At 33.6% G+C, this 14,219-nt stretch carries 16 protein-coding genes; 14 read left to right on the plus strand and 2 right to left on the minus strand.

Features of this window, described 5'->3' with window-relative positions; genetic code table 11:
- Window positions 1-59 precede the first annotated feature (59 nt).
- Entirely contained in the window at window positions 60-1,187 is a 1,128-nt protein-coding gene (locus IW18_RS06455; RefSeq protein ID WP_041516754.1) for a PepSY-associated TM helix domain-containing protein, read from the plus strand.
- A gap of 29 nt (window positions 1,188-1,216) precedes the next feature.
- On the opposite strand, the gene IW18_RS06460 is transcribed toward IW18_RS06455, so the two are convergent.
- Window positions 1,217-1,564, minus strand: a complete 348-nt coding sequence (locus IW18_RS06460) for a toxin-antitoxin system YwqK family antitoxin (RefSeq protein ID WP_041516755.1) — start codon at window positions 1,562-1,564, stop codon at window positions 1,217-1,219.
- A gap of 210 nt (window positions 1,565-1,774) precedes the next feature.
- Window positions 1,775-2,767, minus strand: coding sequence for a TlpA family protein disulfide reductase (locus IW18_RS06465; RefSeq protein WP_041516756.1), 993 nt, complete (start codon window positions 2,765-2,767; stop codon window positions 1,775-1,777).
- 235 nt (window positions 2,768-3,002) lie between these two features.
- Here IW18_RS06465 and aspS point away from each other — a divergent pair, with 235 nt between their 5' ends.
- The 13 genes from aspS (at window position 3,003) to nuoK (ending at window position 14,217) form a co-directional block, all read left to right on the plus strand.
- Complete coding sequence (gene aspS / locus IW18_RS06470) at window positions 3,003-4,754, plus strand: aspartate--tRNA ligase (RefSeq protein ID WP_041516757.1); 1,752 nt, start codon at window positions 3,003-3,005, stop codon at window positions 4,752-4,754.
- Between the two features lie 316 nt (window positions 4,755-5,070).
- Window positions 5,071-5,265 (plus strand): cold-shock protein, encoded by a 195-nt coding sequence (locus tag IW18_RS06475; RefSeq protein WP_007137066.1) that lies wholly within the window; start codon window positions 5,071-5,073, stop codon window positions 5,263-5,265.
- 243 nt (window positions 5,266-5,508) lie between these two features.
- On the plus strand, window positions 5,509-5,874 hold the full coding sequence (locus IW18_RS06480; RefSeq protein WP_041516758.1) for an NADH-quinone oxidoreductase subunit A: 366 nt from the start codon (window positions 5,509-5,511) through the stop codon (window positions 5,872-5,874).
- A gap of 160 nt (window positions 5,875-6,034) precedes the next feature.
- Window positions 6,035-6,583 (plus strand): NADH-quinone oxidoreductase subunit B, encoded by a 549-nt coding sequence (locus IW18_RS06485; RefSeq protein ID WP_041516812.1) that lies wholly within the window; start codon window positions 6,035-6,037, stop codon window positions 6,581-6,583.
- A 1-nt stretch (window position 6,584) separates the two neighbouring features.
- A complete protein-coding gene (locus tag IW18_RS06490; RefSeq protein ID WP_041516759.1) occupies window positions 6,585-7,106 on the plus strand; it encodes an NADH-quinone oxidoreductase subunit C in 522 nt (173 codons plus the stop codon).
- A gap of 24 nt (window positions 7,107-7,130) precedes the next feature.
- Window positions 7,131-8,369 carry an NADH-quinone oxidoreductase subunit D gene (locus IW18_RS06495; protein WP_041516760.1) on the plus strand — a complete coding sequence of 413 codons (1,239 nt, stop codon included), beginning with the start codon at window positions 7,131-7,133 and terminating at the stop codon, window positions 8,367-8,369.
- Window positions 8,370-8,568: 199 nt separating this feature from the next.
- On the plus strand, window positions 8,569-9,099 hold the full coding sequence (locus IW18_RS06500; RefSeq protein WP_041516761.1) for a complex I 24 kDa subunit family protein: 531 nt from the start codon (window positions 8,569-8,571) through the stop codon (window positions 9,097-9,099).
- A gap of 1 nt (window position 9,100) precedes the next feature.
- The gene (gene nuoF, locus IW18_RS06505) at window positions 9,101-10,471 is read left to right on the plus strand and encodes an NADH-quinone oxidoreductase subunit NuoF (RefSeq protein ID WP_041516762.1); all 1,371 of its coding nucleotides are present in this window, start codon (window positions 9,101-9,103) and stop codon (window positions 10,469-10,471) included.
- Window positions 10,472-10,562: 91 nt separating this feature from the next.
- Window positions 10,563-11,594 (plus strand): 2Fe-2S iron-sulfur cluster-binding protein, encoded by a 1,032-nt coding sequence (locus IW18_RS06510; RefSeq protein ID WP_041516763.1) that lies wholly within the window; start codon window positions 10,563-10,565, stop codon window positions 11,592-11,594.
- A gap of 3 nt (window positions 11,595-11,597) precedes the next feature.
- Complete coding sequence (gene nuoH, locus IW18_RS06515; protein ID WP_041516764.1) at window positions 11,598-12,650, plus strand: NADH-quinone oxidoreductase subunit NuoH; 1,053 nt, start codon at window positions 11,598-11,600, stop codon at window positions 12,648-12,650.
- A 161-nt stretch (window positions 12,651-12,811) separates the two neighbouring features.
- A complete protein-coding gene (locus IW18_RS06520) occupies window positions 12,812-13,357 on the plus strand; it encodes a NuoI/complex I 23 kDa subunit family protein (RefSeq protein WP_041516765.1) in 546 nt (181 codons plus the stop codon).
- Window positions 13,358-13,897, plus strand: a complete 540-nt coding sequence (locus tag IW18_RS06525) for an NADH-quinone oxidoreductase subunit J family protein (protein ID WP_041516766.1) — start codon at window positions 13,358-13,360, stop codon at window positions 13,895-13,897. It abuts the gene before it with no gap.
- Window positions 13,897-14,217, plus strand: coding sequence for an NADH-quinone oxidoreductase subunit NuoK (nuoK, locus tag IW18_RS06530; RefSeq protein WP_017494599.1), 321 nt, complete (start codon window positions 13,897-13,899; stop codon window positions 14,215-14,217). The genes IW18_RS06525 and nuoK overlap by 1 nt, the downstream gene beginning before the upstream one ends.
- The last annotated feature ends 2 nt before the right edge of the window (window positions 14,218-14,219 follow it).

Here is a 14,219-nt window from a genome sequence, read left to right on the forward strand (position 1 = left end):
AACTAAAATAGCTTGTGCCTTATAGATTTAGCGTATACTTTTACGTTTTTATTTAAAAAATGGGGTTCAAAAAACAAGTACGTTTTCTACATAAATGGCTCGGATTAATTTCCGGGCTTATTGTTTTTATCATAAGTATTACAGGTTGCATATTTTGCTTTCATGACGAAATAAAAGACATCACCAGAAAAGAATGGCGTTTGGTTAAACCTCAAAACAAACCATTTGTTCTACCATCTGTATTAGAGGAAAATGCCAAACAAATTGTTCCGAATAATAAGTCAAGTATGGTTTCTTATTATGGAAAAAACAGATCGGCAATTGTATATACGTATTCAGATTCTGAAAATTTATATCTCTACTTTAATCCATACACAGGAAAATATCTAAAAACTGAAGATCCTGAAACTGAATTTTTTATTATTGTCGAAAAAATACATTTGTATTTACTCCTGCCAGATTACATTGGCAAACATATTATTGGCGGCGCTACAATTATATTTATTCTATTACTAATTTCCGGAATTATTCAATGGTGGCCAAAACGAAAAAGCGATATTAAAAGAAGTTTCTCTGTAAAATTTTCTGCAAAATGGCGTCGTGTAAATTATGACTGGCATAACACATCAGGCTTTTACATTTCGATAATTGCATTTATTATAGCTATTACAGGTTTAACTTTTACTTATGAATGGGTAGGCGATGGCATTTATAAAACTTTCAATTTTGGTGGAGATAAAGAAACCGAAACAAAAGCACCAATTGTTGACACAACAAAATTTAAAACGAATACACTTTTTGCCATCGATCGTGCTTTTATAGAAACCGTAAAACTTCAACCAAAAGCCGAAATGATTTTTGTAACGTTTCCGCAACAAAAAGGTGACATCATAAATACGGGAGCATATCCTCATACGCTAAGATATGACCATCAAAGTAATTATTATTTTCATCCAAGCGACGGAAAACTTGTCCAAAGCGATCCTTATCATGAAAAGAGTTTAGGATTGCAAGTGGTCGAAATGAATTACGGAATTCACACCGGACAAATTTTAAACTTATCAGGCAAAATTATTGCTTTTATTGTTAGTTTGATTGCAGCTGCTTTGCCGATAACTGGTTTTGTAATTTGGTACGGAAGAAGAAAAAAATCTAAAAAAACAGAGCATAAAAAAACCGCTTCATAAAAGCGGTTTCCAGTTTGTTTGAAATTATCTTAGTTTCTATTTGCGATAGCATTTTTTTGTAAATTCTTAACTGAGCTAATTTTGCTGTTTTCATAAGCAACCTCGCAAAGATTTTTATCGTTAAAAAACACCCATTTCCCAGTTTTCAATCCGTTTGTGTATTCTCCAACAGCAACTTTGTTTCCTTTTACATCGTAAGATACCCAAACACCATCTAATTTACCATCTTTAAAGAAGCCTTCTTGTTGTACATTTCCATTTTCATAATAGTAAGTAGCTTTTACTTTGTTTCCAACAGCTTCTAATTCTGGATTTATCTCTTGTGCAACTAAAATTCCAGAGAACATCATTGCAACTAAAATCACACATTTTTTCATATCTTGAGGTATTAATGTTATCAAATCTTTATCAAATATAATTAATTGTTTACATTAAAAAAACTTTTACTTAACAATTTGATAACATTGAGCAAAAACTTAACATTGGAAATATCTTAAAAATAAAAAAACCAGTGCTTAGGCACTGGTTTTACTGGGATTTTATAAAAAACACAAAATTACGATAACGTTGTAAATTTGATCAATAAATTACTTCAATAATGAATCTAACTCTGCTTGAAGTTCTGGTTGCGAAGGTCTTGCAGCATCAGCCTTTAAAACATTTCCTTTTGGATCAATCAAAATAAATCTTGGAATTCCTGTAACACCATAACTTGTTACAAACTCAGATTCCCAATCTTTATCTGCAAATAATTGAATACCTCCTAATTTTTTATCTTCAACAAATTTCTTCCATTTTTCATTGTCTTTCAATTTATCGATAGAAATACTAACGAACTCAATATTTTTTCCGTGATATTTTTCTTCAATTTTTTGAAGATAAGGAATCTCTGCTCTACATGGCGCGCACCAAGTTGCCCAAAGATCGATATAAACATACTTACCTTTAAGATCAGATAGTTTTGTTTTTCCTCCTTTAAAATTTTCATAATCAAAACCAGGAGAAGGTTTTCCGGTAAATTTATTTGCTTTAGCTGCGCTTTCATAATTCCTGATAGCAAATTTATTAAAACGCTCAAAATTCTCTTTCATTGCAGTTACAAATTCCGGATCAAAAGACCCTTTCTCTAAGCTTTCCTTATCTGTCTTATTTTTAGCCTCTAATATTACTGCAAATTCAGCAGGCTCTTTAGAAAAAGCTTCCTCAAGTTTTTCATTTCTTAAAGCTTGTTGTGCCAAAAAATTACTTTCTTCAACACCTTTACCTTTATAAACAATAGTTTCATCAAATTCTTTGGCATTCATCGTTAAATTTACCTCAGAATTTGGTTTTAAATATAATCTTGAAGATTCAGTTCCGTCAGAGAACACATAAAATCCTTTTGGTGCATCAAAAGAAGCTACAAAAGTTTCCTTTTTGTTAATTGGAATAACTTGTGTAAAATTATCGTTTCCTTTAATGACAAGAGTGTCACTATTTCTATTGGCAATTTTAGCCGTAAATTTAATCTGATTTTTAGTTTGACCGATAACATTCAAAGCGCTAAAAATCAACAGACCAGTAACAAAAAGTTTATTCATATAAATTAAAATTAGTTTTTAGTGATCCAAATCTAAAGAAATTACTGCTGAGAAATTTAAGAATTAACAAAAAATTTTCAAATTGTTATACAATTCATTACCATTTTCTAACCTGTAGATCATTTAAACTCAGAATTTGATGCAATAAAATGATATTTTTCTTTTATAGTTAATTCTAATTTTAAATGGTATAATTTGAATTTTGTGTTTACTTTTGCAGTCTAAAATTTTGATCATGTATAGAAGTCATAATTGTGGCGAATTAAACGCCTCAAATATTAATACGGAAGTTACACTAGCGGGTTGGGTTCAAAAATCACGCGATAAAGGATTTATGAATTGGGTTGATTTGCGCGACCGTTACGGAATTACACAACTTATTTTCGACGAAAGTCGTACCGAAAAAACGGTTTTCGAATTGGCCAAAACTCTTGGTAGAGAATTTGTTATTCAGGTAAAAGGAACTGTAATTGAGCGTGAAGCAAAAAACAAAAACATTCCAACTGGTGAAATCGAAATTTTAGTTACTGAATTAACAATCTTAAACGCTGCTTTAACTCCTCCATTTACAATTGAAGATGAGACTGATGGCGGAGAAGATATCAGAATGAAATATCGTTATTTAGATATTCGTCGTAATCCGGTAAAAAACAGCTTATTGTTCCGCCACAAAGTAGCGATGGAAGTTCGTAAATATCTGTCTGATTTAGATTTCTGCGAAGTTGAAACTCCTTACCTAATCAAATCTACTCCAGAAGGAGCGAGAGATTTCGTTGTACCAAGTCGTATGAACGAAGGCCAATTTTATGCATTACCACAATCTCCACAAACTTTCAAACAATTATTGATGGTGGGCGGAATGGATAAATATTTTCAAATTGTGAAATGTTTCCGTGACGAAGATTTACGTGCAGACCGTCAGCCTGAGTTTACACAAATCGACTGCGAAATGGCATTTGTAGAGCAAGAAGACATTTTGAATGTTTTTGAAGGATTGACAAGACATTTATTAAAAGAAATTAAAGGTATTGAAGTAGATAAATTCCCAAGAATTACCTACGATTATGCCATGAAAACATACGGAAATGACAAACCGGACATTCGTTTTGGGATGGAATTTGGTGAGTTAAACGAATTTGCACAACACAAAGATTTCCCAGTATTTAATGCTGCTGAATTAGTTGTGGGAATTGCTGTTCCTGGAGCAGGAAACTACACTCGTAAAGAAATTGACGGGTTAATTGACTGGGTAAAACGTCCACAAGTTGGAGCATCAGGAATGGTTTATACAAAATGTAATGACGATGGAACTTTTAAATCATCTGTGGACAAATTCTACGATCAGGATGATTTAGGACAATGGGCAAAAATAACAGGTGCAAAACCTGGAGATATGATTTTTGTACTTTCTGGACCAGCTAACAAAACACGTGCTCAACTTTCTGCACTTCGTATGGAATTAGCAACTCGTTTAGGATTGCGTAATCCAGAAGTATTTGCTCCACTATGGGTTGTAGATTTCCCATTATTAGAACTGGACGAAGAAAGTGGTCGTTATCATGCAATGCACCATCCATTTACATCGCCAAAACCAGAGGATATGCAATTATTGGAGACAGAACCAGGAAAAGTTCGTGCCAATGCTTATGATATGGTTTTAAACGGAAATGAAATTGGAGGAGGATCTATTCGTATTCATGATAAGGCAACTCAACAATTAATGTTCAAATATTTAGGATTTACTGAAGACGAAGCAAAAGCTCAATTTGGTTTCTTAATGGATGCTTTTCAATTTGGAGCACCACCACACGGAGGATTGGCTTTTGGTTTAGACCGTTTAGTTGCAATCTTGGGTGGACAGGAAACTATTAGAGATTTTATTGCATTCCCTAAAAACAATTCAGGACGTGATGTAATGATCGATGCACCTGCTGCAATTGACGATACTCAATTAAAAGAATTGCATATCAAACTTGATACGATCTAATTTTTTTTAAATAAAATTAAAACACAAAAACTGCAACTTTTTTAGCTGCAGTTTTTTTTTATTTCTTAACAAAAATTAACCAAAAAACAACATTAAAATCAAAGTAGTTAATTTACTACAAACAATTCAGGTGTTCAGGGTTTTGAACTATCAATAATGATTCGTTATTTTAGGTAGTAGCAGACTACATTTGATGCAAAATAAATAGCGAAAACACTGTGAATCAATAATTTTTACAAAAAATTAACACCTTATTGTCTTTTGTATGAATTTATATCTTACATTTGCTTCATTATAAATTATTATTACAATTACAATGCGTACAGGTACAGTAAAATTTTTCAATGAATCTAAAGGTTATGGATTCATTACAGACGAAGAAACAGGAAAAGATATCTTCGTTCACGCTTCAGGAATTAACGCGGAAGAATTACGCGAAGGTGACCGTGTAAGCTATGAAGAAGAAGAAGGAAGAAAAGGGAAAGTTGCTGCTAAAGTAGCAGTAATCTAAGAAAAATATAGCAATTTATTTTTTTTGCCTCTGAATGGTTTTGAAAACGTTTCGATTTATTTCGAAACGTTTTTTTTTGCCCAAATCTTAAAAAAATCTTAAAAAAAGAGATTGTTATTTATAATCGATAAAAATTACAAGTAAACGATGTTTCATCGGGTACTTATATCCTCCTTTCGTTTGTGATTTACAGAGTTGAAAGTTATCTTTGTGGCTTATTCTTTAAGTAAAAAACCTAAGTTTATGCAATCTGATCAATACAGTTACATTCCAATTTTAATGCAAGCCATTTTAGCTATTGGTTTTGTAGTAGGAACAATCATTATATCCGGAAAATTAGGACCAAAAAGAAGCTCTGAAGTAAAAGATAAAAACTTTGAGTGTGGTATCGAATCTGTAGGTAACGCACGTATTCCTTTCTCAGTAAAATATTTCCTAGTTGCCATTTTATTTGTATTGTTTGACGTAGAGGTTATTTTCCTTTACCCATGGGCAGTAAACTTTAAAGAATTAGGAATTGAAGGAATGCTTAAGATGATCGTGTTTATGTCACTTCTTTTAGTTGGCTTTTTCTACATTATCAAGAAAAAAGCATTAGACTGGGAATAAGAAATCTTAAATTTCAGATTATAGATTTTAAATTGACCTGATTTAGAATTCTAAATTTGAAAGTAAGTTTCTCAAAATATAATATTGATTTTTAAATATTGATTTCGATTTTCACGATTTGCAAAAATCTAAAATCAGAAATCTAAAATCTAAAATAAAAATGAGCGATTCAAATGTAAATATGGTTGCGCCACCCGAAGGGGTTGTAGGAGAAGGTTTCTTCGCTACAAAACTTAATGATGTTGTAGGTTTAGCAAGAGCCAATTCATTATGGCCATTGCCTTTTGCAACTTCATGCTGTGGTATCGAATTCATGGCTACAATGGCATCACATTACGATTTAGCACGATTTGGTTCTGAGCGTGTGAGTTTTTCTCCTCGCCAGGCAGATATGTTATTAGTAATGGGAACTATTTCTAAAAAAATGGCGCCTATTTTAAGACAAGTTTACGAACAAATGTCTGAACCTCGCTGGGTAATTGCAGTTGGAGCATGTGCTTCATCAGGAGGAATCTTTGATACTTACTCAGTTTTACAAGGAATTGACAAAGTTATTCCGGTTGACGTTTACGTTCCGGGATGCCCGCCAAGACCAGAACAAATTGTTGATGGAGTAATGAAACTTCAAGAATTGGTAAAAAGCGAATCTGTTAGACGCAGAAGCTCACCAGAATACCAAGAATTACTAGCTTCATATAATATTTCATAAGATGGCTTTAGAAAACACCCTAATTCAAGATAAACTTACAGAAACATTTGACACAAGTGTTTTTAACTTTCAACAAGAAAGAGATATTTTTTCATTAGAAACTACAGCTGATAAAATTACAGCCCTGATTCTTTTTTTGAAAAATGATTCTGATTTACGTTTCCACTTTTTAACAGATTTGTGTGGAGTTCATTATCCAGACAACGAAACAGATCGTCAGTTTGCAATCGTATACCACTTACACAATTGGTACGAAAACAAACGTATTAGAATCAAAGTTTTCATAAATGGTGAAAAACCAGAGATAAAAACCATTTCAAACATTTTCTTGAGTTCAAATTGGATGGAAAGAGAAACTTACGATTTCTTCGGGATTAACTTTATTGGTCATCCGCAATTGAAACGTATTTTGAATATGGACGAAATGATATCGTTCCCAATGCGAAAAGAATTCCCAATGGAAGACAGCGGAAGAACTGATAAAGACGACAGATTCTTTGGAAGAACAACAACAAATTGCTAAAAATAAATAATTCAACATTATAAAATGTCAGAACTATTATTATCACCAGAGCATCGATATGCTAAAATAGTAAAAGATAGACTAAATGAAGACGGAAGCGAGCTTTCAGTACTTAATTTAGGTCCTACTCACCCAGCCACTCACGGTATTTTTCAAAATATCTTGTTAATGGATGGAGAAAGAATTCTTGAGGCCGAACCAACAATTGGTTACATTCACAGAGCTTTCGAAAAAATTGCCGAAAATCGTCCTTTTTATCAAATTACTCCACTTACAGACCGTATGAACTACTGTTCTTCCCCTATTAACAATATGGGATGGTGGATGACTTTAGAAAAATTATTAAATATTGAAGTTCCTAAAAGAGCTCAATATCTAAGAGTTATTGTAATGGAATTGGCACGTATTACGGATCACTTAATCTGTAACTCAATTCTTGGTGTAGATACTGGTGCTTATACTGGTTTCTTATATGTTTTTCAATTTAGAGAAAAAGTTTACGAGATCTATGAAGAAATTTGTGGTGCCCGTTTAACAACAAATATGGGAAGAATTGGTGGTTTCGAAAGAGATTGGTCACCAGAAGCTTTCCGCAAATTAGATGTGTTTTTACAAGATTTTCCTGTCGCTTGGCAAGAATTTGTAAACTTATTCGAAAGAAACAGAATTTTCCTTGATAGAACTGTAGACGTAGGTGCAATCTCGGCAGAGCAAGCAATGGCTTACGGATTTACAGGTCCAAACTTACGTGCTGCGGGAGTTGATTACGACGTTCGTGTTGCACAACCTTATTCATCATACGAAGATTTCGATTTTGTGGTTCCTGTTGGAAAATCAGGAGATACTTACGATCGTTTCTGTGTTCGTAATGCTGAAGTTTGGGAAAGTTTAAGCATTATTCGTCAGGCATTAGAAAAAATGCCAGCCGGAAACGAATATCATGCTGAAGTTCCAGATTACTATCTTCCTCCAAAAGAAGATGTTTATACTTCTATGGAATCTTTAATTTATCACTTTAAGATCGTAATGGGAGAAGTTCCTGTACCAGTTGCAGAAATTTACCACCCAGTTGAAGGAGGAAATGGAGAAATAGGATTCTATTTAGTTACAGACGGAAGTAGAACTCCATATAGATTACATTTTAGAAGACCTTGCTTTATTTATTACCAAGCATATCCAGAAATGATTAAAGGTGCTTTATTATCAGATGCAATTGTTATTCTATCAAGTTTAAATGTTATTGCTGGAGAATTAGACGCCTAACAAATTGTAGATTTTAGATTGTAGATTTTAGATTGCTGATTGAAATGCAGATTTTAGAATTTAGATTTAAAAATTATAATTACGAATTGAAAAATTCAGATTGAAGAATCTAAAACTTAAATAATGATTGAAGAATCATAGATTGTAGACAAAGATTAAAAAAAATCTAAAATCTAAAATCTAAAATCTAAAATTAAAAATGGAACGAAAACATTACAAACAAGAAATAAACATGACCGAAGCATTGATGACTCGCATCAATGAATTAATCAGTCATTATCCGGAAGACAAAAGAAAATCAGCTTTGTTGCCAGTTTTGCACGAAGTGCAAGATGCACATGATAACTGGTTGAGTATTGAGTTGCAGGATAAAGTTGCAGAAATTTTGCACATCAAACCAATTGAGGTTTACGAAGTGGTTACTTTTTATACCATGTACAACCAAAAACCAATTGGAAAATACATGTTCGAATTTTGCCAGACTTCTTGTTGTTGTTTAAATGGTGCCGAAAATTTAATGGATTATACTTCTGAAAAATTAGGCATTAAAATGGGAGAAACAACTCCAGACGGAATGTTTACCATTGCTGGCGTAGAATGTTTAGGTGCTTGCGGATATGCTCCGATGATGCAGTTAGGTGATTTCTACAAAGAAAAATTGACAGAAGATAAAATCGATCAGTTAATCGCTGATTGTAGAGATAATAAAATAATATTACACGATAAATAAGATGTCACAGAAAATATTATTAGATAAAATCAATGTTCCAGGAATTAAAACCTACGAAGTATATCGCCAAAATGGTGGTTATGCATCTGTAGAAAAAGCTTTAAAAACACTTACACCAGATGAAGTTGTTGAAGAAGTAAAAAAATCAGGTCTTCGCGGACGTGGTGGGGCTGGTTTCCCAGCTGGAATGAAATGGAGTTTTATTGATAAAAAATCAGGAAAACCAAGACATTTAGTTTGTAATGCTGATGAGTCTGAACCAGGAACATTTAAAGATCGTTATTTGATGGAATTTATTCCTCACTTATTGATCGAAGGAATGATTACCTCTAGTTTCGCTTTAGGTGCTAACCTTTCATACATCTACATTCGTGGAGAATATATGTGGGTTTTCAAAATTTTAGAAAGAGCAATCGCCGAAGCAAAAGCTGCCGGATGGTTAGGAAAAAATATATTAGGAACAGGTTACGATTTAGAATTACACGTTCATTGTGGAGCCGGAGCTTATATTTGTGGAGAAGAAACTGCACTTATTGAATCTTTGGAAGGTAAAAGAGGAAATCCTCGTATTAAACCACCTTTCCCTGCGGTTTCTGGACTTTGGGCAAATCCAACTGTAGTAAATAACGTAGAAACTATTGCAACTGTGCCTTGGATCATCAACAACTCTGGCGATGATTATGCAAAAATAGGAATTGGTCGTTCTACAGGAACTAAATTAATTTCAGCTTCAGGGCACGTTAAAAATCCTGGTGTTTATGAAATTGAATTAGGTTTAAGTGTAGATGAGTTCATGAATTCTGATGAATATTTAGGTGGAATGTCTTCTAGCAGACCTTTAAAAGCGTTTGTTCCCGGAGGATCTTCTGTGCCAATTTTACCGGCAGAATTAATTTTCAAAACTGCAAATGGAGAAGACAGATTAATGACTTACGAATCTTTAAGTGATGGTGGTTTTGCTACCGGATCTATGTTAGGTTCTGGAGGATTTATAGTTTACAATGATACTGCTTGTGTAGTAAGAAACACTTGGAATTTTGCTCGTTTTTACCACCACGAATCTTGCGGACAATGTACTCCTTGCCGTGAAGGAACTGGATGGTTAGAAAAAATATTATGGAGAATCGAAAACGGTCAAGGTCGTGAAGAGGATATCGAATTATTATGGAGCATTCAAAGTAAAATCGAAGGAAATACAATTTGTCCACTTGGTGACGCAGCTTCTTGGCCAGTAGCAGCAGCAATTCGTCACTTTAGAGATGAATTTGAATATCATGTTCGTTTCCCTGAAAAAATTAAAAATAGAGATCACTTTGTTGCTGAACCTTTTTCACAAGTAAAGCATTTAGTAGGCGGTAAAGTAATCGTATAAAAAATAAAGTAGAAAGTTATAAAGTTAACAATATTAAAAGGACAGCAAATCTTTTGAATATTCCGACTTTCAACATTCAAATCAATAAGAGATGAAAGTAACCATAGACGGTCAAAGTATAGACGTAGAGCCAGGAACAACGATCCTGCAGGCTGCACGTATGATTGGTGGAGATTTGGTTCCGCCAGCCATGTGCTATTACTCAAAATTAAAAGGCAGCGGCGGAAAATGTCGTTGTTGTTTAGTTGAAGTTGCAAAAGGTAGTGAAGCTGACCCAAGACCAATGCCAAAATTAATGGCATCTTGTGTAACAGGATGTATGGACGGAATGGAAGTAAATAGTAAATCTTCGGACAGAGTTACGGAAGCTCGTAAATCTGTTACTGAATTTTTATTGATCAATCACCCATTAGATTGCCCTATTTGTGATCAGGCTGGAGAATGTGACTTGCAAAACTTAAGTTTTGAACACGGAAATCCGAAGTCACGTTTTATTGAAGAAAAAAGAACATTTGAACCAGAAGATATTGGGCCAAATATTCAACTACATATGAACCGTTGTATCTTATGCCAAAGATGTGTACAAGTTGCAGATCAATTAACAGACAACAGAGTTCACGGAGTATTAGATCGTGGTGATCACGCTAATATTTCTACCGGAATTTCTAAAGCAATCGACAATGAGTTTTCTGGAAACATGATTGACGTTTGTCCTGTTGGAGCTTTAACAGATAAAACTTTCCGTTTTAAATCAAGAGTTTGGTTCAACAAACCTTTTAATGCGCACAGAGAATGTACAACTCCGGGATGTTGTGGAAAAACAACTGTATGGATGTTTGGAGGAGAAATTCAGCGTGTAACTGGTCGTAAAGACGAGTATCATGAAGTTGAAGAATTCATTTGCAACAGCTGTCGTTTTGATCATAAAAATGTTAGTGACTGGGTAATTGAAGGACCAAGAGAATTTGAAAAAGATTCTGTAATCAACCAAAATAATTACACTCAAAAATTAGAGAAAGTTGAAATTGATACTGAAAAGAATATTCTTTTAGGTAGAGATATTGATCGTAAAAAAATTAGTATGGCTGCAATTCCATTAACTGCTAATGATAAAAAAGTCTAAGAAATGGAAAGTGCATTTATTATAGAAAAGAGCGTTGTAATTGTTGTCGTTTTTGCGATAACAATGATTATGGCAATGTATTCGACTTGGGCTGAACGTAAAGTTGCAGCTTATCTTCAAGATCGTGTTGGACCTAACCGTGCTGGATGGGGTGGTTTATTACAACCTCTTGCTGATGGAATGAAATTATTCTCGAAAGAGGAGTTTTTTCCAAATACACCTAATAAATTTTTATTTGTTGTGGGACCAGCAATTGCAATGAGTACTGCTTTAATGACCAGTGCCGTTATTCCTTGGGGAGACAAATTGCATATTTTTGGTCGTGATGTTGTTTTACAAGCTACTGATATTAATATTGGTATTCTATACATTTTTGGAGTACTTTCTGTTGGAGTTTATGGTATCATGATTGGTGGATGGGCTTCTAACAATAAATTCTCATTGATGGGAGCTGTTCGTGCAGCTTCGCAAATGGTTTCTTATGAGGTTGCAATGGGATTATCAATGATTGCTTTATTGATGATGACTGGAACTTTAAGCTTAAAAGAAATTTCATTACAACAAGAAGGAATGCATTGGAATGTATTTTACCAACCATTATCTTTCTTGATATTCTTAATTTGTTCATTTGCAGAAACTAACAGAACTCCTTTTGATTTAGCAGAATGTGAAAACGAATTAATTGGAGGTTACCACACAGAATATTCATCAATGAAAATGGGATTCTATTTGTTTGCTGAATATGCGAGTATGTTTATCTCTGCAACTATTATATCTGTATTATTCTTTGGAGGTTACAATTATCCTGGAATGAGCTGGATGGTAGAAAATGTTGGTGTAAATACAGCTAACCTTTTAGGAATCGCAGCGTTGTTTGCAAAATTATGTTTCTTCATATTTTTCTATATGTGGGTACGTTGGACAATTCCAAGATTTAGATATGACCAATTAATGAACTTAGGCTGGAGAATTTTGATTCCGCTTTCGATCATTAACATAATGATTACTGGAGCTGTTATTTTAAGACACGATATTGCAGCAGCTTTAGGATTCTAGGAACCGTAATGCTCTAGCCCTGATAGAAGCGGCATCCTTTTATGGTGGGGTTCACCATAAAAGATACAGTGGATAGAAGGATTAGCTACAAATAATAAATAAAACAGATTTTGAATTTGATTTTACTGTCAAATTGTAAATCGTAAATCATACATTATAAAATGTCAATAGAAACTATATCATTATCGGGTAGAAAAAAGATGGTCTCTCACAAAGAGATGACTTTTTGGGAGCGATTGTATCTTGTGGCGATTGTGAAAGGATTAGGTATTACACTTAAACACTTATTCAGAAAAAAAGTAACGATTCACTATCCTGAGCAAGTGCGTGAAATGAGTCCGGTTTACCGTGGTCAACATCAGTTGAAACGCGATGAGCAAGGTCGCGAAAACTGTACTGCTTGTGGATTATGTGCTTTATCATGTCCAGCTGAAGCAATTACAATGAAAGCTGCAGAACGTAAAGCAGATGAAAAACATTTGTACAGAGAAGAAAAATATGCTTCGATATATGAAATCAATATGTTACGTTGTATTTTCTGTGGTTTATGTGAAGAAGCTTGCCCAAAAGATGCAATTTACTTGACAACTTCAAAAGTTTTGGTTCCTTCTAGCTATGAAAGAGAAGACTTTATTTTTGGAAAAGACAGATTAGTGATGCCTCTTGATGTGGCTATCAAAAATGCTCAACTTAATAATGCTAACTAAATGATACATATTCCTGATTTTGCACACGCAACAACTGTACAAATTATATTTTGTTTCTTAGCGTTTATTACGGTAATGACTGCTTTCTTGACTATTTTTAGCAGAAACCCAATTCACAGTGCTATTTATTTGGTGATTTGTTTTTTCTCTATTGCAGGTCATTATTTACTATTAAACTCTCAATTTTTGGCTATTGTACACATAATAGTCTATTCGGGAGCGATTATGATTTTATTCCTGTTTACGATCATGTTAATGAACTTGAATGAGCAGCGAGAAGTTCACCGCCCTAGAATTACACGTTTGGGCGCTATTGTTTCTTTCTGTTTGATTTGTATTGTATTGATTGCCATTTTTATCAATTCTAAGCCAATTGTTGGAGAATATGATTCGACTGGTGAAGATTTCCAATCGATTCAGGTTTTGGGTAAAATATTATTGAACGAATATATGGTTCCGTTTGAATTTGCTTCGATCTTGCTTTTAGTAGCGATGATTGGAACTGTATTATTGTCTAAAAAAGAAAAATTAAATAAATAATGGGTAATATATTAAATCAAATAGGTATTGAAAATTACATCTTTTTAAGTGTTGTACTTTTCTGTATTGGTATTTTTGGTGTATTGTACAGACGAAATGCTATTATTGTATTCATGTCTATCGAAATCATGTTGAATGCTGTTAACCTTTTATTTGTTGCTTTTTCAACTTATCATCAAGATGCACAAGGACAAGTTTTTGTATTCTTCTCGATGGCAGTTGCTGCGGCTGAAGTTGCAGTTGGATTGGCTATTTTAGTTTCGATCTTTAGAAATTTAGGTTCGATTAGTATCGATAATTTAAAAAATTTAAAAGGATAAAT

It is taken from the genome of Flavobacterium hibernum, assembly GCF_000832125.1.
GTDB classification, from domain to species: domain Bacteria; phylum Bacteroidota; class Bacteroidia; order Flavobacteriales; family Flavobacteriaceae; genus Flavobacterium; species Flavobacterium hibernum.

Coding starts and splice junctions, on each gene's coding strand:
- IW18_RS06490 (WP_041516759.1), top strand. CDS start 6,585: ATGGCTTTAGAAAACACCCTAATTCAAGATAAACTTACAGAAACATTT.
- IW18_RS06480 (WP_041516758.1), top strand. CDS start 5,509: ATGCAATCTGATCAATACAGTTACATTCCAATTTTAATGCAAGCCATT.
- nuoH (WP_041516764.1), top strand. CDS start 11,598: ATGGAAAGTGCATTTATTATAGAAAAGAGCGTTGTAATTGTTGTCGTT.
- IW18_RS06465 (WP_041516756.1), bottom strand. CDS start 2,767: ATGAATAAACTTTTTGTTACTGGTCTGTTGATTTTTAGCGCTTTGAAT.
- nuoK (WP_017494599.1), top strand. CDS start 13,897: ATGGGTAATATATTAAATCAAATAGGTATTGAAAATTACATCTTTTTA.
- nuoF (WP_041516762.1), top strand. CDS start 9,101: ATGTCACAGAAAATATTATTAGATAAAATCAATGTTCCAGGAATTAAA.
- IW18_RS06495 (WP_041516760.1), top strand. CDS start 7,131: ATGTCAGAACTATTATTATCACCAGAGCATCGATATGCTAAAATAGTA.
- IW18_RS06525 (WP_041516766.1), top strand. CDS start 13,358: ATGATACATATTCCTGATTTTGCACACGCAACAACTGTACAAATTATA.
- IW18_RS06475 (WP_007137066.1), top strand. CDS start 5,071: ATGCGTACAGGTACAGTAAAATTTTTCAATGAATCTAAAGGTTATGGA.
- aspS (WP_041516757.1), top strand. CDS start 3,003: ATGTATAGAAGTCATAATTGTGGCGAATTAAACGCCTCAAATATTAAT.
- IW18_RS06500 (WP_041516761.1), top strand. CDS start 8,569: ATGGAACGAAAACATTACAAACAAGAAATAAACATGACCGAAGCATTG.
- IW18_RS06455 (WP_041516754.1), top strand. CDS start 60: ATGGGGTTCAAAAAACAAGTACGTTTTCTACATAAATGGCTCGGATTA.
- IW18_RS06510 (WP_041516763.1), top strand. CDS start 10,563: ATGAAAGTAACCATAGACGGTCAAAGTATAGACGTAGAGCCAGGAACA.
- IW18_RS06520 (WP_041516765.1), top strand. CDS start 12,812: ATGTCAATAGAAACTATATCATTATCGGGTAGAAAAAAGATGGTCTCT.
- IW18_RS06460 (WP_041516755.1), bottom strand. CDS start 1,564: ATGAAAAAATGTGTGATTTTAGTTGCAATGATGTTCTCTGGAATTTTA.
- IW18_RS06485 (WP_041516812.1), top strand. CDS start 6,035: ATGAGCGATTCAAATGTAAATATGGTTGCGCCACCCGAAGGGGTTGTA.